At 70.0% G+C, this 25,580-nt stretch carries 28 protein-coding genes; 10 read left to right on the forward strand and 18 right to left on the reverse strand.

Annotated elements, in window-relative coordinates:
• The first annotated feature begins 97 nt into the window (after window positions 1-97).
• Together JHN45_RS07540 and JHN45_RS07545 are read left to right on the forward strand one after the other, a co-directional pair.
• Window positions 98-871: an enoyl-CoA hydratase/isomerase family protein gene (locus JHN45_RS07540; protein ID WP_200709286.1), complete on the forward strand. Its 774-nt coding sequence runs from the start codon at window positions 98-100 to the stop codon at window positions 869-871.
• Window positions 872-934: 63 nt separating this feature from the next.
• Entirely contained in the window at window positions 935-1,939 is a 1,005-nt protein-coding gene (locus tag JHN45_RS07545) for an LLM class flavin-dependent oxidoreductase (RefSeq protein ID WP_201048477.1), read from the forward strand.
• A gap of 80 nt (window positions 1,940-2,019) precedes the next feature.
• On the opposite strand, the gene JHN45_RS07550 is transcribed toward JHN45_RS07545, so the two are convergent.
• Entirely contained in the window at window positions 2,020-3,279 is a 1,260-nt protein-coding gene (locus JHN45_RS07550) for an amidohydrolase family protein (RefSeq protein ID WP_201048478.1), read from the reverse strand.
• Between the two features lie 188 nt (window positions 3,280-3,467).
• Between JHN45_RS07550 and JHN45_RS07555 the strand changes: the two genes are divergently transcribed.
• Window positions 3,468-4,946, forward strand: coding sequence for an aldehyde dehydrogenase family protein (locus JHN45_RS07555; protein ID WP_201048480.1), 1,479 nt, complete (start codon window positions 3,468-3,470; stop codon window positions 4,944-4,946).
• A 15-nt stretch (window positions 4,947-4,961) separates the two neighbouring features.
• Here the strand turns inward: JHN45_RS07555 and JHN45_RS07560 are convergent, their stop codons facing one another.
• A complete protein-coding gene (locus tag JHN45_RS07560) occupies window positions 4,962-6,134 on the reverse strand; it encodes a thiolase family protein (protein ID WP_201048481.1) in 1,173 nt (390 codons plus the stop codon).
• A gap of 130 nt (window positions 6,135-6,264) precedes the next feature.
• Here JHN45_RS07560 and JHN45_RS07565 point away from each other — a divergent pair, with 130 nt between their 5' ends.
• From JHN45_RS07565 to JHN45_RS07575, 3 genes are read left to right on the forward strand one after another with little or no spacing between them, the layout of a single operon-like run.
• Window positions 6,265-7,389, forward strand: a complete 1,125-nt coding sequence (locus JHN45_RS07565; RefSeq protein WP_201048482.1) for an acyl-CoA dehydrogenase family protein — start codon at window positions 6,265-6,267, stop codon at window positions 7,387-7,389.
• 26 nt (window positions 7,390-7,415) lie between these two features.
• A complete protein-coding gene (locus JHN45_RS07570; RefSeq protein ID WP_201048484.1) occupies window positions 7,416-8,180 on the forward strand; it encodes an SDR family oxidoreductase in 765 nt (254 codons plus the stop codon).
• A 49-nt stretch (window positions 8,181-8,229) separates the two neighbouring features.
• Window positions 8,230-8,988, forward strand: coding sequence for an SDR family NAD(P)-dependent oxidoreductase (locus tag JHN45_RS07575; RefSeq protein WP_201048485.1), 759 nt, complete (start codon window positions 8,230-8,232; stop codon window positions 8,986-8,988).
• Window positions 8,989-8,997: 9 nt separating this feature from the next.
• On the opposite strand, the gene JHN45_RS07580 is transcribed toward JHN45_RS07575, so the two are convergent.
• The gene (locus tag JHN45_RS07580) at window positions 8,998-9,621 is read right to left on the reverse strand and encodes a TetR/AcrR family transcriptional regulator (RefSeq protein WP_201048486.1); all 624 of its coding nucleotides are present in this window, start codon (window positions 9,619-9,621) and stop codon (window positions 8,998-9,000) included.
• A gap of 203 nt (window positions 9,622-9,824) precedes the next feature.
• Between JHN45_RS07580 and JHN45_RS07585 the strand changes: the two genes are divergently transcribed.
• Window positions 9,825-11,015 carry an alpha/beta hydrolase gene (locus JHN45_RS07585; protein ID WP_201048488.1) on the forward strand — a complete coding sequence of 397 codons (1,191 nt, stop codon included), beginning with the start codon at window positions 9,825-9,827 and terminating at the stop codon, window positions 11,013-11,015.
• A 43-nt stretch (window positions 11,016-11,058) separates the two neighbouring features.
• Entirely contained in the window at window positions 11,059-11,709 is a 651-nt protein-coding gene (locus tag JHN45_RS07590) for a PASTA domain-containing protein (RefSeq protein ID WP_201048490.1), read from the forward strand.
• A 30-nt stretch (window positions 11,710-11,739) separates the two neighbouring features.
• On the opposite strand, the gene JHN45_RS07595 is transcribed toward JHN45_RS07590, so the two are convergent.
• Window positions 11,740-12,405 (reverse strand): TetR/AcrR family transcriptional regulator, encoded by a 666-nt coding sequence (locus tag JHN45_RS07595; protein WP_200712310.1) that lies wholly within the window; start codon window positions 12,403-12,405, stop codon window positions 11,740-11,742.
• Between the two features lie 102 nt (window positions 12,406-12,507).
• Between JHN45_RS07595 and JHN45_RS07600 the strand changes: the two genes are divergently transcribed.
• A complete protein-coding gene (locus JHN45_RS07600; protein WP_201048494.1) occupies window positions 12,508-12,927 on the forward strand; it encodes a nitroreductase/quinone reductase family protein in 420 nt (139 codons plus the stop codon).
• Window positions 12,928-12,934: 7 nt separating this feature from the next.
• Here JHN45_RS07600 and JHN45_RS07605 read toward each other — a convergent pair whose 3' ends face one another.
• From JHN45_RS07605 to mftA, 9 genes are all read right to left on the reverse strand, one after another.
• Window positions 12,935-13,678, reverse strand: a complete 744-nt coding sequence (locus JHN45_RS07605) for a hypothetical protein (protein WP_200712308.1) — start codon at window positions 13,676-13,678, stop codon at window positions 12,935-12,937.
• A 46-nt stretch (window positions 13,679-13,724) separates the two neighbouring features.
• A complete protein-coding gene (locus tag JHN45_RS07610) occupies window positions 13,725-14,243 on the reverse strand; it encodes a flavin reductase family protein (RefSeq protein ID WP_201048495.1) in 519 nt (172 codons plus the stop codon).
• A 36-nt stretch (window positions 14,244-14,279) separates the two neighbouring features.
• Window positions 14,280-15,461, reverse strand: a complete 1,182-nt coding sequence (locus tag JHN45_RS07615; protein ID WP_200712306.1) for a hydroxylase — start codon at window positions 15,459-15,461, stop codon at window positions 14,280-14,282.
• Between the two features lie 120 nt (window positions 15,462-15,581).
• The gene (mftF, locus tag JHN45_RS07620; protein WP_201048496.1) at window positions 15,582-16,967 is read right to left on the reverse strand and encodes a mycofactocin biosynthesis glycosyltransferase MftF; all 1,386 of its coding nucleotides are present in this window, start codon (window positions 16,965-16,967) and stop codon (window positions 15,582-15,584) included.
• Entirely contained in the window at window positions 16,964-17,698 is a 735-nt protein-coding gene (gene mftE, locus JHN45_RS07625; RefSeq protein WP_201048497.1) for a mycofactocin biosynthesis peptidyl-dipeptidase MftE, read from the reverse strand. Before mftE ends, mftF begins: the two co-directional genes overlap by 4 nt.
• A complete protein-coding gene (gene mftD / locus JHN45_RS07630) occupies window positions 17,695-18,903 on the reverse strand; it encodes a pre-mycofactocin synthase MftD (protein ID WP_201048498.1) in 1,209 nt (402 codons plus the stop codon). The genes mftE and mftD overlap by 4 nt, the downstream gene beginning before the upstream one ends.
• Window positions 18,904-18,918: 15 nt before the next feature.
• A complete protein-coding gene (gene mftC / locus JHN45_RS07635) occupies window positions 18,919-20,136 on the reverse strand; it encodes a mycofactocin radical SAM maturase (protein WP_201048499.1) in 1,218 nt (405 codons plus the stop codon).
• Window positions 20,133-20,408, reverse strand: coding sequence for a mycofactocin biosynthesis chaperone MftB (gene mftB / locus JHN45_RS07640; protein WP_200712301.1), 276 nt, complete (start codon window positions 20,406-20,408; stop codon window positions 20,133-20,135). Before mftB ends, mftC begins: the two co-directional genes overlap by 4 nt.
• 9 nt (window positions 20,409-20,417) lie before the next feature.
• Window positions 20,418-20,555: a mycofactocin precursor MftA gene (mftA, locus tag JHN45_RS07645; protein WP_200712300.1), complete on the reverse strand. Its 138-nt coding sequence runs from the start codon at window positions 20,553-20,555 to the stop codon at window positions 20,418-20,420.
• Between the two features lie 147 nt (window positions 20,556-20,702).
• On the opposite strand from mftA, the gene mftG reads away from it, so the two are divergent.
• Window positions 20,703-22,247: a mycofactocin system GMC family oxidoreductase MftG gene (gene mftG, locus JHN45_RS07650; protein WP_201048500.1), complete on the forward strand. Its 1,545-nt coding sequence runs from the start codon at window positions 20,703-20,705 to the stop codon at window positions 22,245-22,247.
• Window positions 22,248-22,261: 14 nt separating this feature from the next.
• Here the strand turns inward: mftG and mftR are convergent, their stop codons facing one another.
• The 5 genes from mftR to JHN45_RS07675 all read right to left on the reverse strand — a co-directional run bounded on the left by mftR (window position 22,262) and on the right by JHN45_RS07675 (window position 25,566).
• A complete protein-coding gene (gene mftR, locus JHN45_RS07655) occupies window positions 22,262-22,891 on the reverse strand; it encodes a mycofactocin system transcriptional regulator (protein WP_307783055.1) in 630 nt (209 codons plus the stop codon).
• Window positions 22,892-22,899: 8 nt separating this feature from the next.
• The gene (locus tag JHN45_RS07660) at window positions 22,900-24,315 is read right to left on the reverse strand and encodes a hypothetical protein (protein ID WP_201048501.1); all 1,416 of its coding nucleotides are present in this window, start codon (window positions 24,313-24,315) and stop codon (window positions 22,900-22,902) included.
• A gap of 75 nt (window positions 24,316-24,390) precedes the next feature.
• A complete protein-coding gene (locus tag JHN45_RS07665) occupies window positions 24,391-24,867 on the reverse strand; it encodes a hypothetical protein (protein WP_200712297.1) in 477 nt (158 codons plus the stop codon).
• Window position 24,868: 1 nt separating this feature from the next.
• The gene (locus JHN45_RS07670; RefSeq protein WP_200712296.1) at window positions 24,869-25,147 is read right to left on the reverse strand and encodes a hypothetical protein; all 279 of its coding nucleotides are present in this window, start codon (window positions 25,145-25,147) and stop codon (window positions 24,869-24,871) included.
• Window positions 25,144-25,566, reverse strand: coding sequence for a hypothetical protein (locus JHN45_RS07675; protein ID WP_200712295.1), 423 nt, complete (start codon window positions 25,564-25,566; stop codon window positions 25,144-25,146). Before JHN45_RS07675 ends, JHN45_RS07670 begins: the two co-directional genes overlap by 4 nt.
• Window positions 25,567-25,580: the final 14 nt, after the last annotated feature.

Consider the following 25,580-nt stretch of genomic DNA (forward strand, 5'->3'; position numbering starts at 1 on the left):
CTTGTTCCGTTCCGGGCGCCCGAAGACCAGAAAAAAGTATACTACTTACCTCGATCGCGTCGAGATGACGAACCGAGTCGACGAACGGAGTCGCCGGATGGATCTCAAGACCGTCCTGTTCGAGGTGACCGACCATGTCGCCACCATCACCCTGAACCGGCCGCAGGCCATGAACAGCTTCAATCAGGAGATGCTGGAGGAGTTCGCGCTCATCTGGCGGACCGTGAAGACCGACGACGACGTGCGTGTCGTCGTGCTGCGCGGCTCGGGCGAGCGCGCGTTCAGCACCGGCATGGACGTCAAGGAGGGCATCGACCGCCATCCCAACGTCTGGTCGCAGACCGACCCCGGGGAGTTCCTGTCGCCGAAGCTGAACCAGGTGTGGAAACCGCTGGTCTGCGCGGTGCACGGGATGGCCGCCGGCGGCGCCTTCTACTGGCTCAACGAGGCCGACATCCTGATCTGTTCGGACGACGCGACCTTCTTCGACCCTCATGTCAGCTACGGACTCACCGCCGCCCTCGAACCGATCGGACTGGCCCGCCGCATCCCGCTCGGCGAGACCCTGCGCATCGCGCTGCTCGGCCTGGACGAGCGGGTGTCGGCGGCGCGCGCTCTCCAAATCGGCCTGGTCAGCGAGGTGTTGCCGGGTGCGGAGCTCTGGAAGCGGGCGGACGAGATCGCGCGCATCATCGCCGCCAAGCCGCCGGCCGCGATCCAGGGCACGGTCCGCGCGATCTGGGAGTCCCTGGACTCGACCCGCACCCAGGCCCTGCGCACCGGGCTGTCGTACACGCAGATCGGGAACCCCGTCGGAAAGGCGGAGGTGGACCGCGCCGCGGTGCCGCGGGGACGGTGGACACTGCGCTGACACTCCCCTACGCTCCATAAAACAGTATCCTTTTTTACGAGGCTCCATGAAGGGCTGGCTCTGATGCGATTCGGCATGCCCTGGCCGGGCCGAGAGGTGGCGCACGAGGCCGAGGAGGCCGGTGCGGGCGCCTTCTGCGCCGGCGAGTTCGTCGACCACGACGCCTACCTCACCCTCGCCGAGATCGTCGCGAACTCCGAACGCGCCCTGGCGGGGCCCGCCATCGCCTACGCCTTCGCCCGCACCCCGTACGCGCACGCCACCGCACTGCGCCAGCTCCACGCCCAGGCGCCGGGGCGGCTCTTCCTCGGCCTCGGCAGCGCCGCGTTCCGCATCAACCGCGACTGGCTCGACGTACCCGCCGACCGGCCGGTCGACCGGATCGCGGAGACCGTCGGCGCCGTCCGCGCCTGGCTGCACGCCGAAAACGGCGAGAAGGTGCAGTACTCCGGCGAGTTCTATTCGCTGGACGCCGATGTCCGCGCTCCCGTACTCGGCCGGCTCGACATCCCCGTGCTGCTCGCCGCGTTCAACACGCGCATGGCCGCCACGGCGGGCCGGGTGGCCGACGGCGTGATCGGGCACGGGCTGTTCACCGGCTCCTGGTGGAACGACGTCGTACGACCGTCCGTCGAGCGCGGCACCGCCACCGCCGGACGCACCGAACCGCCGCTGGAACACGGCTGGGTCATCACGGCGGTGGACGACTCGGCCCCCGAACGCGCGGTGGCCGACGCCCGCCGGATGATCGCCTTCTACCTCACGGTGAAGACGTACGACCCGTTCGTCGCCCACCACGGCTGGGAGGGCCCGGTGGCGCAGCTGCGCAAGGCGTTCCGGGCCGGGGACACGGACGCGATGGCCGCCGCCGTCACCGACGAGATGCTGACCGCGATCGCCGTGTGCGGGACGACGGCCGACGCGAAGGACATGCTCGCCGCTCGCGCCGGCTCGCTCCCTCGTGACGTCGGCTATTTCGCACCGCCCAGCTTCCTGGTGAGCCAGAGGCGCCGGGCCGCGTACGCCCGCGCCTCCCTCGCCCTGATCGGCGAACTGCCCACGCCCTGAAAGGAGAAGCGGCGGGCGGCACCCTCGGACCGCCCGCCGCTGTCGTCGCGTTTCAGTGCCCTGAAACGCCGTTCCGGTGATCAGGCGCTCTCGGTGACCGGGGCGAGTTTCCGGCTCTTGTCGAAGTGCACGATCTCGGCGAGCGTGCCGCCCAGGATCGCGGCGCGGTCCTCGTCGTTCACGCCCTCGAAGTTCTCGGCGATGCACTCCGCGCTGCTGCGGAAGGTGCCCTCCGCGTGCGGGTAGTCGTTGCCCCACATGACCGTCGAGAGCCCGGTGATGTGGCGTGCCTTGACGGCCGTGGGGTCGTCGGCGAACTGCACATGGATCTGGCGCTGGACGTACTCGGTGGGCTTGAGCGGGTAGGGCCACTTGTCGTTGATCGCGAACAGCCGCCCCATGGAAGGCTGTTCGGTCGCCGGGCGGCTGTCGTCCCAGAAGCCGAGCCACCAGTCGGGGTCCTGGCCGGTGCCCGTCTTCCACGCCTTGTCCATGTAGCCCATGAAGGAGACCAGCCAGCCGGCCGTGTACTCGATCAGGTTGAAGTGCAGGTCCGGGAAACGCTCGCACACGCCACCGCCGACCAGGCTGGCGATGATGCCCTGCGGACCGGCCACACCGGCGCCGGCCGCGAAGCCCATGGTCCGGCCCGCCACCATGTCGTCGGTCAGGTTGCCCTTGCCCATGTTCATGGCCGTCATCAGACCGCGCACGGTCCGCGCCGTCCCGGAGATGTTCTCCTTGACCTTCACCCCGCCGGTGGCGACGTGGATGAAGACCGGCAGGCCGTGGGCCTGCGCGGCGGCCCAGATCGGGTCGTACTCCCGCGCGTAGTACGGCAGCGGCGGGATCTCCGGCAGCAGGATCGCGCCGAGGCCGAGGCCCGCGACCCGCTCGATCTCGGCCACGGCAGCGGGGACGTCCGTGATCGGGATAGCGGCGGTGGGGCGCAGTCGGTCCTTGTAGGGGAGGTACCGCTCGACGAGGTAGTCGTTCCACACACGCGCGTGGGCCATCGACAGCTCGTGGTCGTCGGTGAACAGGACGAACAACGAGAGGTTCGGGAACATCACCGAGGCGTCCACGCCGTCGAAGTTCATGTCCCGGATGATGTGGTCGGGATCGCCGTCCGGGGTCTCCCCGCCGGTCTGGCGGTACTTCGAGATCGTCCAGCCGTCGAACCCGATCGTGTGGAGCTTCTTGAACTCCGTGTGCCCACCCGGAACGATCGGCTCGTCCAGGGTGAACTCCTCCTCCCACAAGGCGCGTTCACGCAACGCCTTGGGCAGACGGGTCTTGAACAGATCGACCGGCTCGATGATGTGCGAATCGCCGGACACGACAAATTCCTTGAACACAGGCGGTACCTCTTTTCGAACTCCGTCGTTCGTAGCCAGAAGGCCGACCCCCAGATATCTGCGAAGTTAGCTGTACCGACCGGTCGAGTCAATAAAACTGGCACACTCCTGACCCACCCCTCTTAATTCAGTACACTCAACACGGGACACACTTGATGAGGAGACGGCACATGACGACGACGTACTCGTTCTCTTCGCGGCTCTACATCGACGGACGGCACACCGATGGCACGTCGGACGCGCGGATCGTCGTACGCAATCCGGCGACGGAAGAGACGGTCGCCGAGGTGCCGGACGCCTCGCTCGGGGATGTGCGGCGGGCGGTCGAGGCGGCGCGGCGGGCCTTCGACGAGGGGCCGTGGCCGCGGATGAGGCCCGCCGAGCGCGGTGCGGTACTGCTGCGCATGGCCGAGGAGTTGGAGCGGCGGCTGCCGGAGCTGGTCGCCGTGAACATGGCCGAGGCGGGTTCGGTGCGCGGTCTTGCGGAGACGTTGCAGACCCGGGTTCCGGTGGCGCATCTGCGGGACATGGCCGAGCGGGTGATCCCCCGCTTCGCGTGGGAGCGTCCGATGGATCCCACGATCGCGCCGGGCGCCGGCATCTTCCAAGGGGTGCTGCGCCGCGAGGCGTTCGGGGTGTGCGCGCTGATCTCGGCGTACAACTTCCCCTTCTTCCTCAGCATGATGAAGGTGATCCCCGCCCTGGCCGCGGGCTGCACCGTCGTCCTGAAGCCGGCGCCGCAGACCCCGCTCGACTCGCTGCTGCTCGGCGACTTCGCGGACGCGGCCGGGCTGCCGCCGGGGGTGCTGAACATCGTGACCGGCGATGTGGAGGCCGGCCGGGAGCTGACCACGCACCCGATGGTGGACCTCGTCAGTTTCACCGGGTCGGACACGGTGGGCCGCTCGGTGTACGCCCAGGCCGCGGCCTCCATGAAGAAGGTCGTCCTGGAACTCGGCGGCAAGTCGGCCAACATCGTGCGCGCCGACGGCGATCTGGACGGCGCTGTCCGCTCCGCGTTCTCCGGCATGACCACCCATGCGGGACAGGGCTGTTCGCTGCTGACGCGCACGCTGGTGCACGAGTCCGTCCACGACGAGTTCGTCGACCGGCTGAGCGCGGCCCTCGCCGGGGTCAGGGTCGGTGACCCCGCCGACGCGGCCACCACAATGGGGCCACTCATCAGCGCGGCCCAGCGGGACAAGGTGGAGAAGCTGATCCGGGTCGGCGAGGAGGAGGGCGCCCGGATCGTGTGCGGCGGCAAGCGTCCTGCCGGGCTCGACCGGGGTTATTTCGTGGAGCCGACGCTCTTCGCCGCCGTGGACAACGCGATGGCCGTCGCCCGGACGGAGTTCTTCGGGCCGGTCGGCGTCGTCATCCCGTTCCGCACCGACGAGGAGGCGGTACACATCGCCAACGACAGTCCGTACGGTCTGGGCGGTGCCGTGTGGAGCGCCGACACCGTGGCCGCGTACGAGATGGCGACGCGGTTGCGGACCGGCGGGGTCACGATCAACGGCGGCAGTGCCGGGGTGAGCCCGCGGTCCGCGTTCGGCGGTTACAAGCAGAGTGGACTCGGCCGGGAGTGGGGCGAGTTCGGGCTCGACGAGTATCTGCAGACGAAGACGGTGAGCTGGGCGGCCCGCTGACCGATGCTCAGCGCGTCACACGGTGAGCACCATCGCCGATCCCATGCCGCCGCCCGCGCACATCGCCGCGACCGCCGTGCCTCCACCGCGGCGGCGCAGCTCGTGCGCGAGCGTGACGATCATGCGGGTGCCGGTGGTGGCGATCGGGTGGCCGAGGCTGCACCCGCTGCCGAAGGGGTTCACCCGCTCGGCGTCCAGGCCCAGTTCACGGGTGGCGGCGACGGTGACCGCGGCGAAGGCCTCGTTGATCTCGAACAGGTCGACGTCCTCGATCCGCAGCCCGGCCCGGTCAAGTGCCTTGCGGATGGCGGCGATCGGGGCCAGTCCCGTCTCGACGGGGTCGACACCGACGCTGGCCCACGACCGTACGGTGGCGAGCGGAGCGAGCCCATGACGGGCGGCGATCTCAGAGGAGGCGACGACGACCGCGGCCGAACCGTCGTTCACCCCGCTGGAGTTGCCCGCGGTGATGGAGTAGCCCTCTATCTCGGGGCGCAGCGCCTTCAGTGCGGCGAGCTTCTCGATGCTGGTGTCGCGGCGCGGGTGCTCGTCGGTGTCGAACACGGAGACCGAGCCGCTGCGGTCGGTGACGTCGACGGGGACGATCTCGTCGACGAACTGCCCCTCGTCGATCGCGCGGACGGCCCGCTGGTGCGAGCGCAGGGCCCAACTGTCCATGTCCTGGCGGGAGATACCGGCCAGCCGCGCCGTGTTCCAGCCGACCAGGGTGGCCATGTCGTTGTTGGGGGCCTCTTGGGTCGGCGCGTGCGAGGGCGACGACCAGGGGTCCTGCCAGTCGTCGGTGCCCGGAATCCGGCGCCGGGCCTGAGGAGCGGTGGACGAGGACTGGGTACCGCCGGCGACGACCGCACGGTCCATGCCGGCGAGCACCCCCGCCGCCGCGGTCGCCACACTGGCCAGCCCCGAGGCGCAGTGCCGGTTGTGGGCGAGCCCCGGCACATGCGTGAGCTCCGCTTCGAGTGCCGCGTAGCGGGCGATGTCCCCGCCTCCGGCCAGGGTCTCGCCGAGGACGACGTCGTCGATCAGATCGAGCGGCAGCCCCGAGCGCCGCACGGCCTCCCGTACGACGACGGTGGCGAGGTCGAAGGCGCTGGTGTCCCGGAGCGTTCCCTTCCGAGCGGTACCGATCGCGGTGCGGCAGGCGGCGAGCAGAACGGCATCAGTCATGCAATTGATGATACTCAACTTGGTGGTGCGTAGGTATGAACACCTTTAAACGGCACTGGATCTCGACCAGCGACATAAAAGAGGATACCTTCTTCGAGATACTGATCCGCTGCGGACCGGGTGGTGGCTGGTGAACTTCGAGCTCAGCGAGGAGCAGGCCATGCTCCGCGAGGCCTCCCGCGACCTGCTGTCCGACCGGGCCCCGATCACCGTCGTACGAGCCTGGATGGACCGCTCCGACGACGTCGACCCCGAGCTGTGGCGGCTGACGTCCGACCTCGGCTGGCCCGGCCTGGCCCTGCCCGAGGAGTACGGCGGATCCGGCCAGGGACTGGTCGAACTCGCCCTGGTCGCCGAGGAGATCGGACGCGCGCTGGGCCGGGGCCCCTTCCTGCCGACCGCCCTTGTCGGCCGGGCGATCGCCCACGGCGGTTCCGAGCGGCTGCGCTCCGAGGTGCTGCCCGCGCTCGCCTCCGGGGAGAGCTGGGCCACCTGGGCCTTCGCCGAACCGCACGCGCCCTGGACGCTGGACGGGATCCACGCCACGGCACGCGGCGACGGCGACGGAGTCGTCCTCGACGGGGTCAAGACCGTGGTGCAGGATGCCGACGGTGCGCGCCGGCTGCTGGTCACCGCACTCCACGACGGCGAACCGGCATCCTTCCTCGTCGACCGCGCGGCTCCCGGTGTCACCGTCCGGCGGCAGCGCGTCCTGGATCCCACGCGCGCGTTCCACGAGGTCCGCCTCGACGCCGTACGCGTCCCGCTGGACGCGCGTCTCGTCGGTGGGCCGGCCGACATCCAGGCCCTGCTCGACGAGGCGTCCGTCCTGCGGTGTGCCGACGCGCTGGGCGTGATGGACCGGATGCTGGAGCTGACCGTCGAACACACCAAGAGCCGGGTGCAGTTCGGGCGCCCGATCGGGAGTTTCCAGGCGGTCAAGCACGCCTGCGCCGACATGGCACTGCTGGTACACGGCACCCGGGCCGCGACGTACTACGCGGCGATGGCCGCCGACGCCGGCGCGGACGACACCGCCCGGGCAGCCTGTGCCGCCGCCTCCTACGCCACGGCCGGCACCGGTGAAGTCGCCGCGCGGGCACTGCAGTTACACGGCGGGATCGGTTTCACCTGGGAGCACGACCTCCACCTCTATCTGCGCCGGGCCAGGGCCGATCGGGTGCTGTACGGGGACACCGCCGTCCATCGCGACCGGCTCTGCACCCTGCTTCAGCGGTCCGCCGCGTCGGTCTGAGCGCACGCGAAAGGGAATCTAGATCGATGGAGATCAAGGGCAAGAAGGCCGTGGTGTTCGGCGGGGCCTCCGGAATGGGCCGTGCCAGCGCCGAGTTGCTCGCGGCGCGCGGCGCCGACGTCGTCGTACTCGACCGTCCGGCGTCGGCCGGCGCCGAGGTCGCCGCCGCGCTCGGCGGGCGTTTCGAGCCGGTCGACGTCACCGACTTCGAGGCGACGGAGAGTGCGCTCGCCGCCGCCGTGGAGGCGCTGGGCGGGCTGCATGTCTCGATCACAACTGCCGGTGGCGGCAAGGCGAAACGGACGCTCGGCAGGAACGGTCCACACGACCTGGACACCTTCCGCGGCATCCTCGACCTCAACGCCGTCGCGACCTTCAACATCAGCCGGCTCGCCGCCGCGCACATGAGCCGCAACGAGCCCGAGGACCCGGACGGCGAGCGCGGTGTCATCGTCAACACCTCGTCGATCGCGGCCTTCGAGGGGCAGATCGGCCAGGTCGCCTACGGGGCCGCCAAGGCCGCGATCGCCGGCATGTGTCTCACCATGGCGCGCGATCTCGGCCCGTTCGGCATCCGGGTCCTGGCCATCGCGCCCAGCCTGTTCGACACGGGCGCCGTCGAGAAGATCCCGGACGAGGTGCGCGCCGAGTTGGTCAAGGACGCGGCGTTCCCCAAGCGCCTGGGCCGGCCGGAGGAGTACGCGAAGCTCGCGCTCGCCGTCGTCGACAACCCGATGCTGAACGGCCAGTGCCTGCGGCTCGACGCGGGGCAGCGGTTCGGTCCCAAGTGACCGTTGTCAGGGGCCGGTTGGAGCCAGCACGACGAGGGGAGCATCCGTAATGCCGGAACACGACGAACACCAGGGCAAGGTCGCGTTCATCACCGGGGGCGGGCGCGGGTTCGGCAAGGCGTTCGGCGCCGCGCTGTCGGCGCGGGGCGCGCATGTCGTGCTCGCGGACATCGACGGTGACGCGGCGAACGCCGCCGCGGCCGAACTCACCGCCGCCGGCGGCAGCTTGACGGGGGTGGCCTGTGACGTGGCCGACGAGGCCGCCGTCGAGGCGGTGATGGACGAGGTCGTCGCACGCCACGGCGGTCTCGACATCCTGGTCAACAACGCGGGCCTGCACGCCGCTTACAACCGGCCGTTCGCCGAACTCGGCCTCGCCAAGGTGCGCCGCGTGCTCGACGTGAACGTCATGGGCGTCGTCATCTGCTCCCTCGCCGCCCAACGGGCCATGCGGGGACGCGAAGGCGCCGCCATCGTCAACATCTCCTCGTCGGCGGCCTACGCCAACCGCAGCATCTACGGCGTCTCCAAACTCGCCGTACGCGGTCTGACGGTGTCCTTCGCGCGGGAGTTCGCGGCCGACGGCATCCGTGTCAACGCGATCGCGCCGGGCCTGATCTTCACGGACACCGTGCGCGCCGAACTCTCCGAGGCCGAGGCGAAGCGGGTGTTGGGCGAGCAGATCCTCCAACGGGAGGGCGAGGAACGGGACATCGTCGAGGCGCTGCTGTATCTGGTCTCGTCGAAGTCGTCGTTCGTCACGGGTGAGACGCTGCGGGTGACGGGCGGGTTCGCGCTCTCCGTCTAGCGTCTTGAATCACAGCGGGTGGGACTGGGGGCCCGGGGGCAGCGGCTCGGTCCCGTCCGGCCTGGTGCGCATGCCGTCCAGCAGCATCCGCAGATACCGGCGCCACAGGTCCGGTTCTCCGGTCTGGTCGGTGACCGCACCCACCATCAGTTGGATCATGGGGAGGTCCAGGGGCGCCACGTCGGACCGCAGCGCGCCCTGCTCCTTTGCGCGGTCGATCAGCGGATCGACCAGGGGCTTGATCCGCCGGTCGACGAGGGCGTGCCGCTGGGCTGCTTTGCCGGTGCCGAGCATGACCTCGCGCAGCCCGCGATCGTGTGCCTGGAGTTCGCACACCTTCTCCAGGCTGGTCGCCAGCCCGTGCCATGGATCGGGATCGGTCGCGGCTTCCCGGGCGCAGGCCTCGACCCGGTCGATCATGTCCTCGAAGACCGCGTCGACCAGCTCTTCCTTGTTGGCGAAGTGCCGGTAGGCCGTCCCCACACCGAGCCCCGCGTGGCGGGCGACGTCGTCGAGGGTCGCGGCCAGACCCCGGTCACGGAACACCTCGCGGGCGGCGGCCATCAGCCGGCGGCGGTTCAGCTCGGCGTCGCGCCGCAGCGGCGCCCTGCCGGGTTCAGCGGGCTCCGCCATAGCAGTCGTCCCGCCTTCCGGGTGATGTCGATTCGTCCAGCGCATCGTACTGCCGCGAGCTGCGCACCCCTTGATCAGGTTCGATTCCGGGCCGCGACGCCCCAGAACCAAACGGAGATGACATCTCCGTTTGATGTTACGGTGGGAGCAAGAAACGGAGATGTGATCTCCGTTTGCCATCCGATGTCGCGGGAGACGAAGACATGCGCGAAGAAGAGAAGACGCGGGCAGGCCGGCGGAGGGGTATCGCCGGCGTCACGATCACCGTCGCGGCCGGGCTGGCGCTGGTGGCCTGCTCCTCGGGCAGCAACAGCGCGTCCAGCGGTACGTCCAGCACCAGCGCCCGCGCCAGGACGGCCGCCTGCCCCACGGGTACGAGCGCCACGAGTTCCGGAGCGCCCAGCGCGGTGCCGTCGGGCAACGCGGGCGGCCTTCCGGTGGCCAAGACCATCAAGAAGTCGGACACCAGCACCAGCACCGTGATCGACCCCAAGGGTGCGCAGATCCAGTGCGCCACGTCCGGGATCACCACCACGCACGACATCACGTACTCCTCGCCGACCACCAACGGCAAGAAGACCGATCTGAAGCTGGACATCCAGGTGCCCACGTCCACGTCGGGCAAGAAGCCGCTGGTCATCTATCTGACCGGAGGCGGGTTCGTCATGGCGGACCGCACCGCCAACCTGAGTCAGCGCACCTATGTCGCCGACCAGGGCTATGTCGTGGCCAGCCTCCAGTACCGCACCACCAAGGACGGCGCCACGTACAAGGACGCCGTCGCCGATGTGAAGTCCGCGATCCGCTATCTCCGCGCCAACGCCGACAAGTACGACATCGACGCCGACCACGTCGCCGTGTGGGGCCAGTCCGCCGGCGGCTACCTGGCCGCGATGACCGGCACGACCAACGGGGAGGAGTCCTTCGACGTCGGCGACAACCTCGACCAGAGCAGTGAAGTCCAGGGCGTCGTCGACGAGTTCGGCCCCGCCGACCTGTCCAGGCTCGCGGCCGACTACGACACGGCGGCGCAGAAGTCCAACTACGCGGCAGGCAACAGTGCCGCCCAGTGGGTCTACGGCCCCGGCACCAAGAAGTCGGTCGCGGACCGCACCAGCGAGGTCGCGGCGGCCGACCCGGCGACACACATCAGCTCCAGGACGGCGCCCTTCGTGCTGTTCCACGGCAGCGCCGACAACCTGGTCTCGCCCAGTGAAACCCTTGATCTCCAAACGGCGTTGCGCGCCAAGGGGATCGAGAGCACCCGCTACGTCCTCACCGGCGCGGGCCACGGCGACCTCTCCTTCACCGGCGACACCTCGGCCGCCCTGCCCTGGTCCACGCAGGAGACGATGGGACATATCGTCGACTTCCTGGGGCAACACCTCAAGTAGTCGGGGATCAGCCCGTGTTGCCGACCACACCAGGGGGCCTACCGTGTCCAACTCCGTGTTCCCGTCGCCAAGGCGGCGGCGCGACGGGAAGCTCATCGTCGGAGCCGTCGCGGGCGTCCTCGTCATCGGCGGCCTCGGAACCGCCTGCAATCCCGACACCGGGCAAGGCAGCACGACAGCGGGCGCGAGCGGCAACGCGAAGACCCGTGGCGGGACCAAGACCGTTCCCGCCTTCGTGGGCATGGGGCTCCAGTCCGCCCAGGACGCCGCCCAGAAGCAGGGCTTCTACAGCCTCAGGTCCCATGACGCGCTCGGCCGCGACCGCCACCAGATCCTCGACCGGGACTGGAAGGTCTGCTCGCAGAACGTGAAGGCCGGCACGCGTGTCGCCACCACCACCCGGCTCGACTTCGGCGCGGTGAAGCTCGCCGAGAGGTGCCCGTCGAAGGACCAGTCCGCACCCGCACGGGCCGGCTCGACGATGCCGGACTTCAAGGGAAAGTCGGTCAACACCGCCCGCGCCGCACTCGCGTCCGGGACGTCGGTCACGGTCAAGGACGCGTCCGGCAAAGGGCGTTTCATCCTGCTGGCGTCGAACTGGCAGGTGTGCTCGCAGAAACCGTCGGCCGGGACGAAACTCACCGGGCAGCCCGTGGAGTTCAAGGCGGTGAAGTTCGGGGAGTCCTGCCCGTAGCGGTGGCAGGTCGTCGGACGGCCGGTGAACTCACCGTCCGTTCCCCGCCCTTGGCCGTACGCCGTGGTCCGCGAGGCCCTGCGCAAGCAAGCTGAAGGCGCGCGTGCCCCGTGCCCGGACATCGTCGGCGAGTTGATCCGGCGCCTCGTCAGCGAGAACACGTCGGCGTACGAGGTCGATGAGCGCCCGGTGGACACCCATCAGGGCGTTGGCCGCCACGTACGCCGTGACCTCGTCCGTCTCGGCCGTGTCACCCTGATCCGCCGCGAGGAGCGCGGCCAGTGCCGTCGTCGCATCGGTGATCGCCTGCTGTTCGCGGGCTCGTAGCGTGGGGCTGTCGGCGATCATGCGGTGCACGGTCCGCAGTCGTACGAGGGCCTCGTCGTCGCCTGCTGCGACCTGGGCGAGGAGCCCGGTCGCCCCGGTCAGGAACGTCCGTACCGCGTCCAGGACCGACGCGCCCGGGGGCCGGGAGTCGACCGCCGCGATGAGCCGTTCGCCGAAGTCGTCGAGCCGCGAGTAGAGGAGATCCTCTTTCCGCGGGAAGTAGTTGAAGACGGTGGCCTCGGAGACGCGTGCCTCGCGGGCGATCTCGGCGACCCGCACGGCGTCGAACCCCCGGTCGACGAAGAGCCGCCAGGCGATGTCCGCGATGAGTGTCCGCGTCTGCTCCTTCTTCAGCTCGCGCAGCCCCACGGTCACCTCCGTCCAGATTTCGGCGAGACAAGGAGTCTAGGGTGACCCTATATTTAGGGTCACCCTAGACAATACTCCACCCGCGTCTTCGAGGAGGTCCCGATGAGCGCCCCCTACCTGCCCCCGCCGTGGGGAGCACGGGTCATCGGCAACCGGATGGCCAAGCTCTTCGCCCGGTCTGTGCTGAGCACGCTGAGCGTCCGGGGCCGTACGTCGGGCCGCTGGCGGAGTGTGCCGGTGGCCGTCCTCGACCACGACGGGGAGCGCTACCTGATAGCGCCCCGCGGGAACACCGAGTGGTCCCGCAATCTGCGTGCCGCGAACAGTGGACGGCTCCGGCGCAAGGGCCGTGGCGAGGAGTTCGAGGCGGTCGAGGTCCCGGTGGCGGAGCGCGCGCCGTTGATCCAGGTCTATCTGGAACAGTTCGGCCGCTTCCCCACCGTGGCCGAGACGTTCCGGCAGCTCCCCGACCCCGCCGACCATCCCACGTTCCGCATCGTCGAATCCCGGGGGCTCGGCTGACGGCCGGCTATGTGCTCGCGAGCGCGGAGGGTTCGGCGGCCTTCGCCTTCGCTTCCTCCTCCTCTGATTTCACGGCGCGCAGCAGCACGATCGGCGTGGCGATCTTCCAGATGAAATACACGAGTGTGGGCAGCATGTTCGCGAGGATTCCGTTCCAGGCGAACGGGCCGGTCTTGGTGAGGAAGACGAAAGCGCCCGGGATGAGCAGAACTCCGAGCACCAGGTTGAGATAGCCGAACCAGCGCGGGAAAACCGGCTTGGCGCGGTCGTCGACGAGGGCCGCGTAGCCGATCGACCAGACCTGGAGGACGAATATGCAGGCATTTCCGACCAGCATGAGCCAGTAGATGTCCGACATCGCGTAGAGCACGTCGGGCGAGTGGCTCTCCGGTCGGTAGGCAGCGGCGGCGAGTATCGCGATCGGGAAGAAGAAGCCGATCGGCGCGACGACGCCGGTGGTGAGCTGGACCATGGACAGCAGGCCCCAGCCGCCTTCGATACGGCGCATCTGCATGCTGGTCAGGACGACGAACGGGTACTCGAACGGCACGACGAGGACCATGATCGCGGCGCAGGCGAGAATGCCCGTCTGATGGTCGGTGAGGAATTCGACGACGCCTTGCGCGTTCTTCGTCGGGTCCATCGGCGTGATGAGATGGCCGACGGAGAACGCCACGGCGAATCCCAGCAGCAGTACAAATCCGCACCACGCGGAGATGCGTTCCAATCTGAAATGAAGGTCCTGGCGCATCAACGGATCTCCTTCGATCTCGCGGCTCTTGTTGTTCTTCGCTCTCTCACCAGCCGACGAGCCTGTCCAGCAGAAGTCCCGCGCTGGACAGATAGTCGCCGTATCCACCGCGGAAGAAGAGCAGTGGTGTCTTCATCGACTCGACGCGGAGCGTGCGGACCCGTCCGACGACCAGTTGGTGATCGCCGAGTTCGACGATTTTCTCGACCGTGCAGTCGACCCACGCGACGATTCCGGCGAGGACGGGATTGCCGAGCGGGGATTCCTCCCAGTCGGTTCCCTCGAAGCGGTTCGGGCCGCCGGCCATCCGCCGGGACAGGCGTTCCTGGTTGCCGGCGAGCGCGTTGGCGCAGAACCGCCCGGCCGTCCGGATCGTCCGCAGGGTGTTGGAGGAACCGTCCACCAGGAAGGACACCAGGGGCGGTTCCAGGGACACGGACATGAAGGTTCCGACGATCATTCCCTGTGGTTGCCGGTCGCTGTCCGTCGTGGTGATCGCGACCACGCTCGTGGGGAAGTGCCCCAGCACCTCACGGAAGTAGCGCCCCTCGACCGCGTCCGACACGGCCCCTCCTTGCTCTCTCACTCTCTTGACGTCCCGTCAGATCAGGACGCGCATCGGCTCGGGCAGCTCAAGTCCCATCTGGGCGAGGGCGTTTGCGTGATAGGCCGCACCCGGGACGTGGATCATGTGCTGGAGTCCCACGTGCGCGTCCCGCCAGAACCGCTGGAGCGGGTTGCCGCGGCGGATCGCGTTGCCGCCGGAGCGTACGAAGATCTCGTCCAGGGCGGCGACGGCCCGCCACGCGCAACGCACCTGGTTGCGGCGGACGTTGGAGCGGTCCTCGACGGTGATGGGCTTTCCGGCCTCGACCTGGTCGTACAACCGGCTGATGCCGTCGATCAGTTGGACCCGGGAGGCGGCGATCTCCGCCGCCGCCTCACCGGCGGCGTACAGAACGTAGGGGTCGTCGCGTACTTGGACCCCGGTCACGGCGACCCGGTCCCGCTGCTGGTCCAGGTGCAGCGCGAGGGCGCCCTCGCAGATGCCGACGACGGCCGCGGTGATCCCGAGGGGGAACATGGAGCTGAAGGGCAACTTGTAGAGGGTGTCGGAGAGTCCGACCGCCTCGGCGGCCGTGCCCTCCTGGACCTCCTCCTGCCGGATCGTGCGATAGGCGGGGATGAACGCCTTGTCGACGACGACGTCCTTGCTGCCGGTGCCCGCGAGGCCGATGACGTCCCAGGTGCCGTCGATGATCTCGTAGTCCGAGCGCGGCAGGACCACATGGAGCACGGAGATCGGCCCGGCCGGCTGCCCCTTGCCGTCGCCGACGAGCGCGCCGAGGAAGTCCCAGCTGCAGTGGTCGCTCCCGGAGGAGAACGGCCAGCGACCGCTGAGCACGTATCCGCCGTCGACGGGTTCCGCGATGCCGTTGGGCATGTACGGCGAGGCGATCCAGGTGTCCGGGTCGTCGTCCCACACCTCGTGCGCGAGCCTGGGGTCCAACTGGGCCAGTTCCCAAGGGTGTACGCCGACGACGCCGGACACCCAGCCTGCCGCCCCGTCGTACCGCGCGACCGCCATCACCGCTTCGGCAAAGTCGCGGGGGTGGGCGCTGTAGCCGCCGAACTCCTTGGGCTGCAGGAGCCGTATCACGCCCGCGGAGCGCATGAGTTCGACGGTGCGGTCGCTCAACTTGCCCAGTTTCTCGTTCTGTTCGGCGAGTGCCGCCAGTTCGGGCCCGAGTTCCTCGACACGGTTGACCACTTCGTGCGTCACGCCGCACACCTCCTGCTGGCTGGTTCCTCGCAAGTGCCGCGCACACGCGGCGGGATGATCCCAGTGTCATTTCCGGAACCGAGCGCCTGCTGGCCGATTTCCGCTGACCGGGACTGTGGATCAGCGGGTGACGCGAGGCCGCAGGGCGGTGGTGGAGCGTCCCTTGAGGGCGGACAGCCAGACGCCCGCCCCGTAGGCGAGGTCGTCGAGGCGGCGGGCGACGCCGTAGCGGACCGGGTCCAGTTCGGCCCGGTCCCGTCGGTACTCCAGGGCGATGTCGGCCAGCGCGGCCACCGCCGCCGCCCGCCGCACCCTGCGGGAGGCGACACAGCCGACGACCGTGAGCGGCCACCAGTGCCGGTTGAGGAGGGCCGAGGTCTGGGCCAGGGCGGCGAGCGCGCCGTTGGCCGTGAGCCGCGCGGCCAGCCGGTGGCGGTCTCGGGTGTCGCCGAGTCTGCGGCCGATCTTGAAGGTGACGCCGACGAGGACGGCCCCGGCGACGGGCGCCGACCAGCGCCGCTGGGCGAGCAGGGCGGTGACGAGTGCCGCGCTCCACGGGGCGAACACGGCGGGGGCGATGAACCGCGGGTGGCGTTCGGCGAGCGGGTGGGCCCCGGTGCCGTAGACGGCCTTGCGCAGCAGCCAGTCGTCGGCGCGGGTCCGGTGTTCGTGGGCCGCCTCGGCGGCCGGTTCGTAGCGCACCCGGCGGCCCCGCTCGATCAGTCGCCAGCACAGGTCGACGTCCTCACCGACCCGCATCGCTTCGTCGAACCCGTCCGCCAGGTCGTCGGTCCGCGCCACGACGCAGGCAGTCGAGGCCCAGGAGACGGGGCTGCCGGGTCGTACTCCGGCCGGGTGAGCGCCCAGGTCGAGGGAGGAGCGGGCGTTCTCGTAGCGCTCGATCCAGGTGGGGGCGGCCGAGGGCAGTCCGGTGATGCGGGGTACGGCCATGGCGACAGCCGGGTCGGTGAAGTGCCGGAGCAGCGTGGGCACGGTGTCGGGGGCCAGCACGATGTCGGAGTCGACGAACACCACGAAGGGGGTCGTGACGAGCCTCAGTCCTGCGTTGCGGGCACCGGCCGGGCCGACGTTCGTGGTCAAGGGAAGGAGTTTTGCGCCGTGTTCGGCGGCTACGGCGGCCACGGCCTCCGGATGTCGGGACGCGTCGTCGACCACGATCACCGGATGGCCGCCGCCAACACTGCCGAGCAGCCTGGCGAGTTGGCGTGGTCGGTCGCGGACCGGTACGACCACGGTGTAGCGGGGGTCGGCGGGCGGGGGCAGTGCGCCGACGACCGGGTTGGCCATGCCGAGGTCGAGCAGCCGGTCCGCGAGCAGCGCGCCCGCCGCGTCCCGCACACACAACGTCCGCCCGGAGAACAGCCGTTGGGCCCGTGGCGTCAGCCGGATCAACCGAGTCGGGAAGCCGCCGACGAGGGCCCGGCCGCCGTCCACGATCCGGGTGTGCCGGTCGAGTTCGACCAGGAAGCCGATGGGCAGTGTCATGGTCGTACGGCCTGGTGGGCGGGCTCGGTGAGGCGGCCCCGGTCGTCGACGGTCCAGGTGGTGATCCGGCGTACTGCCGTCGACACCATCGCGTCCATCGTCGTACGGCCCTCCCCCGCAGACGCGCCGGTCGGGTCGCCGAGGACGCCTGACGGTGAGACGGCGCGGACGCCGTGTGCCATCAGCTCGGGGAGGAGGACGGACAGCGGCCGGGTGTCGCCGGTGACCGCCGCCTCCAACCGCACATGTTCCGGGGCGAGATGGAGCATCAGCGAGGTCTCCGTACGGCCGGCGTGCGCGTCGCCTCCGGGTACGGAGCAGCCGGTCCAGGCGACGTCGTGGCCTTCGGCGCGCAGCAGGCGGACGGCCGTGTCGAGGGTGGCGGCGTTGCCGCCGTGGCCGTTGACGAGGACGATCCGCGCGGCCCACAGGGAGAGTGAGCGCACCAACTCCACGAGTACCGCGCGCAGTGCCTCGTGGCCGATCGAGACGGTTCCCGGGAAGCCCGCGTGTTCGCCGCTGGCGCCGTAGGGCAGGGTCGGTGCAACCAGCGCGGTGGGAAGGGCAGTTGAGGCTCGTCGGGCGACTGCGTGGGCGATGACGCTGTCGGTGTCGAGCGGCAGATGCGGGCCGTGCTGTTCGGTGGAGCCGATCGGCAGCAGGACGAGTGCGTCGGGCGGCACGTCCGGCCAGGCGGTGTGGGCCAGTTCGGTCGTCCGGTCGCCGGTCATGCCCGGGCGGCCGGTGCGTCATGGCCGGAACGGGTGCCCAGTTCCAGGCGGAAGCCCGGCGGTATCACCAGGTCGTCGGGCGACAACTCGTGGACGGAGGAGTGCCCGAGGCCCAGCACCGCCGAGTCGAGTCCGCCGCGCAGGATGTCCAGGACGTTCTCGACTCCGGCCTGTCCGTTGGCTGCCAGGCCCCAGAGATAGGCGCGGCCGATCAGGACGGCGCGGGCGCCGAGGGCGAGGGCCTTGGCGACATCGCCGCCCCTGCGGACCCCGCCGTCCAGGAGGACTTCGATCTGGTCGCCGACCGCGTCCGCGACGGCGGGGAGCACCCGGATGGTGGCGGGGGTGGTGTCGAGGTTGTTGCCACCGTGGTTGGAGACGGAGAGCGCGGAGACTCCGGCGTCGACGGCCCGCCTGGCGTCGTCCACGCGGGTGACTCCCTTGAGCAGGAAGGGCCCGCCCCACTCCGTGCGCAACCACGCCACGTCCTCCCAGGTCGGCGGCGTGGTCTGCATCCATTCCCCGTAGGCGCCGAAGAAGGTGGGGGCCTCGCCGCCCGGGGGCCGCAGGTTGGGAACCGAAAGGTCGGGCAGGCGGCGGGACTTGGCGAACCGGAGCAGCCAGCCGGGGTGAGGCAGTACGTCGGGTGCGAACTTCAGCATGGTCTTCAGGTCGAGCTTGTCGGGGATGGACGGGCTCCCCCAGTCCCGGCCGTGGGAGAAGGACCAGTCGAGGGTGACGATGAGGGCCTTGGCACCGGCTGCCCGGGCCCGGTCCATGCGCTGCACCATCGTCGCGCGGGTGCCGCTCCAGTACAGCTGATAGAAGAGGTCCGGTTGAGCGGCGGCGACTTCTTCAACCGCCTTGCTGGCAAAGGAACTCAGCCCCATGACGACACCCCGGCTCGCCGCCGCCCGGGCCACGGCGACCTCGCCCTCGGGGTCCACCGCCTGCACTCCGGTCGGCGAGATGAGCACCGGGAGCGAAGTGGGGATTCCCAGCACGGTCGTGGACAGATCCCGCTCCGCGTGATGGCCAACCACCCTGGGGGCGAAGCCCAGTTCGGCGAAGGCCGCCGTGTTGTCGTCGATCGTACGGCCGCGCTCCGAGCCCGCGACGAGCGCGCCGTAGACCGTGCTCGGCAGTCGCTTCTTCGCCCGGCGCTGCGCTTCGGCGACCGTCTCGAACCAGGGGTTCCTGCCCATGACGTGTTCTCTCTTCTAGAGGTGCCGGCTCAGGCGCAGGCCGGCCAAGGGGTCCTCGGCGCAGTCGCTGACCGGGGGCCGTTCCAGGTCCGAGCGGCGGCTGAGGACCAGGTCCACGGGCGGGCGGCGGGAGTGGTCGACGGACGACTTCGGAAGATCCGCCCTATCCCTGGGACGCTTGGCGAGTTGCTGTTCCCCGTAGCCCTGCACGCACTCGGGGTCGGGGCCGTCGAGGGGCAGGCCGGTGAAGAACTTGGCTGCCATGCAGCCGCCCTTGCAGGTGTCGTAGAACGCGCAGGAGGCGCAGGCTCCGCCGTGCTGCGGGGTGCGAAGGCGTGCGAAGAGTTCCGAGCCCCGCCATACCTCCGTGAAACCGCCGGGCGCGCGGACGTTGCCCGCGAGGAACTCGTCGTGGATGGCGAACGGGCAGGCGTAGACGTCGCCGACCGGGTCGATCAGACAGACCACGCGTCCGGCGCCGCACAGGTTGAGGCCGGGCAGCGCCTCACCGTAGGCGGAGAGATGGAAGAAGGAGTCACCCGTGAGCACGTGCTCGCCGTGCGCCAACAGCCAGTCGTACAGCTCGCGTTGCTGGCCGGCGGTCGGGTGGAGTTCGTCCCATACGTCGGCTCCGCGGCCGGAGGGACGCAGGCGGGTCAGGCGGAGCTGGGCGCCGTAGTGGTCGGCCAGGGCCTTGAACTCGTCGAGTTGGGGGATGTTGTGGCGGGTGCAGACGACCGAGAGCTTGAAATTGCGCATGCCCGCGGCGGAGAGGTGTTCCATGGCCTTGATCGCCATGGCGTACGAACCCGGGCCGCGTACCGCGTCGTTGACGTCCGCGGTCGCGCCGTCGAGGGAGATCTGGACGTCGACGTAGTCGTTGGCGGCGAGCCTGCGGGCGGCCTCGGGGGTGATGCGGACGCCATTGGTGGAGAACTTCACGCCGACGTGGTGGGCGGTGGCGTAGTCGAGGAGTTCCCAGAAGTCGGCGCGGACGGTGGGCTCGCCGCCGCCGATGTTGACGTAGAAGACCTGCATGGCCTCCAACTCGTCGATGACCGCCTTGGCTTCGGCGGTGGACAGCTCGCGCGGGTCGCGGCGGCCGGAGCTGGACAGGCAGTGGGTGCAGGCCAGGTTGCAGGCGTAGGTCAGTTCCCAGGTGAGGCAGATCGGCGCGTCGAGTCCGGACTCGAAGAGGTCGACCAGCCGGGTCGGTTGGGCAGTGGCGGTCATGGGGTCCTTCCGACGAGCATCGAGGACTCGGCGAGCGCGGCCAACGCCCTGTCGTAGCGCGGTAGTTCGGCCTCCGGCACACCGGCCGCGAGGCAGGCGGCACGGGCCGTGGGGGCATCCGCGAGGGACTCGACGACGGCCAGGAGTCTGCGGTCCTTGAGGAACGTCAGCCTGCGGGTCCCGAAGTGGTAGAGCAGCGCGCCGAACGGTTCGGGGCGTACCGAGACCTGGGGGTGCAGACCGAGGGCGCGGTCGAGGGTCGGCGCGGTCATGCGGGCGGCTTAGTAGACACCGCACATGCCGTCGATGGAGATCTCCTCGATGAGGTCGTCGGCCTCGATCAACTGCTGTTCCGTGACGGGTTCTTCGGCCCTGCTCTCGTTGGCCGGGACGGTCGGTACGGAGTGGAGCTCGTTCATGCGAATCTCCCTGGGCATCCGGCGGGGCATACGGCTCGGCATACGAGCGGCTGCGCGGTCGACAGTAATGGCACCCGGTGCCGAAAGTGAAGAGGGAGTCACCATGATTCTTTCGACCGGTCGGTCTACATCGACGCCGAGGTCCGGTTGAGCCGCCCGGACGTCATCGTCGTGGGTGCGGGCGGCAGCGGAGCTCCCCTGGCCGCGCGGCTGAGCGAGGACTCCGACCGCAGCGTGCTGGTGCTGGAGGCGGGGCCCGTGCCGCGCCAACGCCCGCGTTTCGCACGTGAGTTGCTGGACGCGCGATTCGTTCCAGGTGCACAGCCCGGACATCCCGCCGTCCAGCCGTACGCCGTCCACCTCACGCCGCAGCGGCCCTACACGGTCGTGCGGGGGCGCGTTCTCGGCGGGTCGACCACCGTCAACGGCGGCTACTTCGTGCGGGCCCGGCGCGAGGACTTCGACCGGTGGTCGGCGGCGGGAGGCGCTGCCTGGTCGTACGAACGGGTGCTTCCGCTGCTGCGTTCCCTGGAGACCGATCTCGACTACGGCGCGGACGAGTCGCACGGCGCCGAGGGTCCGGTACGGGTCCGGCGTACGGACCTGTGGCATCCCGCCGCCATCGCATTCCGGTCCGCCGCACGGGAGTTGGGCCTTCCCGAGGAGCCCGACAAGAACGCCCAGGGCGCACCCGGGTTCGGGCCGGTGCCGTCCAACGCCGTGGACGGGATACGGGTCAACACCGGTGTCGGCTATCTACTGAGCGCACTCGATCGTCCCAACCTGACCGTGATGGGCAGCAGTTCGGTGACTCAGGTGGTCATCGAGCGCGGTCGGGCGACCGGTGTCGTCGTCGAGCGCGACGGGCGTCGTACGACGGTGGAGTGCGGCGAAGTCGTGCTGTGCGCAGGGGCTTTCGGCTCCGCGCAGCTTCTGCGTCTGTCGGGCGTCGGTCCGGAGGAAGAGCTGGCGCGCCTCGGGATTCCCGTGACCGTCAACTCCACTGCTGTAGGAGCCCGGTTCGGCGATCACCCGCAACTGGTGCTGGAGTGGCTGCCCCGGCGGCCGCTGCCCGCGCCCGTCGGCTCCTGGCTCGGTGGATGCCTTCATCTGTCCGCGTCGGACGGCGACCATCCGGGAGACTTGGAGGTTCTTCAGTCACTCGTGCCGATGGCGGGGCTGACCGGAGGCACCGTGACCGTCCCCGGCGCGCCTCTCGCCTTCCTGGCGTCCGTCCAGTCGCCCCGGCTCGGCGGCCGACTGCGCACGCTGTCCGCCGACGCCGCCACTCCCCCGCGTATCGACTACGGCTATCTGGCAACCGGCGAGGACCGGCGGCGGCTGCGTGAAGTGGCCCGTGCCACGGCCGCGTTGGTCGCCACCGACGCGTTCGCGGAGGTGTCGCGCGGGCTTGTGGAGCCGGGGCCGGACGTGCTGGCGGACGACGGGCTGCTCGACCGGTGGATCGAGGCGCGGCTCGGTACCTCGCAGCACACCTGCGGCACGGTTCCCATGGGCCCGGCCGGCGATCCCGGGGCGGCCGTCGACCACTACGGGCGAGTGCACGGTGTCGTGGGCCTGCGCGTCGCGGACACGTCGATCCTGCCGACTCCGCCCCTGCGCGGTCCGGCGGCCACCGCCGTGCTCGTCGGCGAACTCGTCGCCGACGCCATGCGGCGCGACCTGCCGTGACCCGGATCGACGGGTCAGGCGAGGGCCGGGGCCTGGCCCTCGAAGCCGGCCGCGAGTTGCCGCAGTCCCTGGTCCAACAGGTCGGCCAGGCTTGTCTGTTCGTCCGTCAGCCAGTGTTCGTAGGCGGCGATGCACGCGGCGAGGACGGTGTGGCCGATCAGCCGGGGCAGCAGGTCCGAGGGCGGGCGGCCGGTGCGGCGGGCGGCGAACTCCGTGACGAGTGTCCGCCACGACGCGTACCGCACGGTCGAGTCGGCCTGCAGCGTCGGGACCCGCAGGATGAGCGCCATGCGCTGTCGGTGCCAGGGCACCACCGCCGGGTCGAAGCGGTTGAACTCCACGACCGCGTCGCGCAGCGCGTCCATCATCGGGGCGGCCGGATCGGTGGCCGCCAACAGGGCGTCGAGCTTGACCAGTTCGGCCGCGAAGTCGCCCCACACCAGGTCGTTCTTGGAGGCGAAGTAGCGGAAGAAGGTGCGGCGGCCGATGCCTGCGGCGGCGGCGATGTCCTCGACGGTCGTACGGTCGAAGCCGCGCCGCGCGAACAGTTCGAAGCCCACCCGTTCGAGGACGGCCCGCGAGGTCGCGGGCGGTCGGCCCGTTCTGGTCGGTCGCTGTCCGTTGTCGCCGTTCGCACCATCCACAGCGCACATCATGCACAGGTGCGGGGGTCCGTGTGGTCCTGGACCACCCGCGTCACCATGCCAGCCACCGCGCGAAGGCGGCGCTTGCGGAGGTCCAGGACGGGCTTCGTGACCGAAAGGCCCTGGGACGCCAGCAGGTTCATCAGGGCCCAGATGAGGTCGGGGCGTCCCGCCACCGGGAGCTCTCTGCCGTCCGGGGCGATGACCCTGGCCTCGGTCACGCCCGCGAGGAGGCTGGTGCGGGCCCAGTCGACCACGTACGAGCGGCCGTTCGGGCTGACGAGAAGGACGACCTCCTTGGTCCGGTGGAGGACCGTCAGATAGTCCATCGGGACCGTCAGCTGCCGGGCGGCGTCGAACGGGGTTGTGCCGTCAGCAGGTTGGATGCGCAGGACCGTGTCGAGGACCGGTCCGTGGTCCTGGAAGGTGGTCGTGCTGCGCATCTCCAGGAAGCGGGCGCGCACCAACACCCCACCGCGCCGCGACCAACGGCGGCCGACCCATCCGAACCCACCTTTCTCACCCGGGAGTTCGTCCGCCAGCCAACGCGTCTCCTCGCCCGGCTCGCTCACCGGTGCCTGGTCCTCGGGGTGGTCACGGTACCGGTCGGCAAGAGCGGCGTAGCGTGCCGCCGTGTACGGGTCGAGCGTCCGCAGGTCGATCGTGTCGCCGGTCATGACGACGCCTCCGGCCTCCCGCGAGATCCGCATCTGCTGGAGCTGGCGGCCCGAGCGCCGGGTCAACTCGGCCGAGCGGCCTTCGAGATCGATCAGCCGGCTGGTCCTCGTGCCCGCGAGCAGGGCGCTGCGCGGCCATTCGGGCGTGACGGCTCGCTGCGCCCCGGGAGCGGCCGGTTCGACGAGGACGACCAGACGGCCCGCCGTGATCGCCGACAGACACACGGCCGACACCCGCCACTCGCCCGAGACCTCGAAGTCACCGCTCCCGTCGGTCCCGTCGTCGGTCTCCTCGGTGTCGCGTACCCGCAGTCTCAGTCCGATCAGCGGTGTGAACTCGTCGGGGGTGTAGTTGCCCACGTGGGTGGTGAAGGTCGACTCGCCGTCCGGGTTGTACCGGACCAGGGATGCCTCCAGTACGTCCGCCCGCAGCAACCGCGCCTGCGGCGAGCCCTGTTGGGACCGGGGCGCCAACAGCACGAAGGTGTCGTCCCGGTACGGGAGGCCCCCGCCCTTCAGGCGGTCTCTTCGTGTGATCCCGGGAAACTCCTTCCGCGTCGAGCTGATCGCGGAGACGGGGATCGTGAGCGTGATGGCGGCCCCGGCCGCCGCTACGGCCGCCGGCCAGCCCCAGCCGGGGTCGTCGTCCCAGGCGGCGTAGCCAATGGCCAGGAAGATCGGGCCCGTACAACAGCAGAGCGCGGCGAACAGCAGATTGCCGATGAACACTCCGGCGCGGCTACGCATGGCCTGTCCTCCGTTCCTGTCCTCTGGGGACTCGCTTCACCGAAAATCCGTGGACTCGCGGCTCACTGACATTGCTCACAACTCGACCCGGAACCGTCCGCCGGCCGGGTCGACCACCGCCTTGCACCAAAGGCCCACGCGCAGGGCGGGGTGGTGCGTGCGTTTCCAGGTCGTCTCGAACGTCCGCAGCCCCGGCCCGCTGATCCGCAGCTCGACCAGGACGCCGGACTCCTCGCCGTTCCACTCGAAGTCGGTCAGGTCGAGGATCTCCGCGGTCGCCGGGACCCCTACGGCGTCGAGCCGTCGGTTGTGCTCTCTTTCGAGGTTCGTGTGGAACCAGAGCCCGAGACCCACGGGAAGGAAGATCACCGTGAACACGACGCCCATGAGCAGGAGTTCGGCGCCGCCGAAGACCGTGCAGGCCAGCATGACCGGGCCGCACAGACACAGCGTCGCGGCGCTGAAGTACAGGTTCACGGCGTCCCACCAGCTGACCCGGTCGACCAGCGACATCTGCACCGGATCGGCGGCGCCGACCCCGTCGTCCGCCATGTCAGCTCTCCGGGGTCCGGGGCCGGCTCCGCTCCAACAGGTCCGCCAGGACGCGCAGTCCGGGGAGGTGCGGCTCGTCGTAGAGGACGGTGTGCTTCCTGCCGGACTTGGTGATGATCGTCAGCCGGCGGATCCGGCCGCTGCGGAACTCGATCCGGGGCTCCTCCCAGACGTGGTACCGGGCCGCGTCGACATAACCGAACACCTCCAGCACCCGGCCGTCGAAGGACAGCAGCGCGGAGCCGGTCACCGGCGCGTCGTACGGCAGTGCCGGCGTCACGGGGTCGTACCGTCCCCGGCGTAGAGGTAGGCACCCGGCCGGGCGGGGTCGGCGACCAGCAGCACCTCGTCGCCGGTGCGGGGGATCCGCAGCTTGGAGACGATGGTCCGCAGGGTGATCCGGTCGGCGCCGCCCGACGGCTGCACCACGAGGTCGACGACCGGGTCGTAGTTGATCAGCTGGCCGGTGTCGCCGATCGACACGACGACGGCGGACGTGGTCGGCGCTCCCGCCGCGAGCAACTGCTGTACGCCGAGGCCGGAGTTGTACGCCCCCATCGACTCCTGGACCCTGGCGTAGTCCTCCTTGCCGAGAAAGGCGCGGGTGGCGCGGCCGTAGAAGCCCTTGCCTCCGGCCACCTGTGCCGCGATCTCCGCGGCCCGCTCCTGGCGGCTCTGGCGACGTCCGAAGAGTCCCATGACGGTTCCTCCTT

Origin of the sequence: Streptomyces sp. MBT53, from assembly GCF_016654115.1 — a bacterium.
GTDB lineage: Bacteria > Actinomycetota > Actinomycetes > Streptomycetales > Streptomycetaceae > Streptomyces.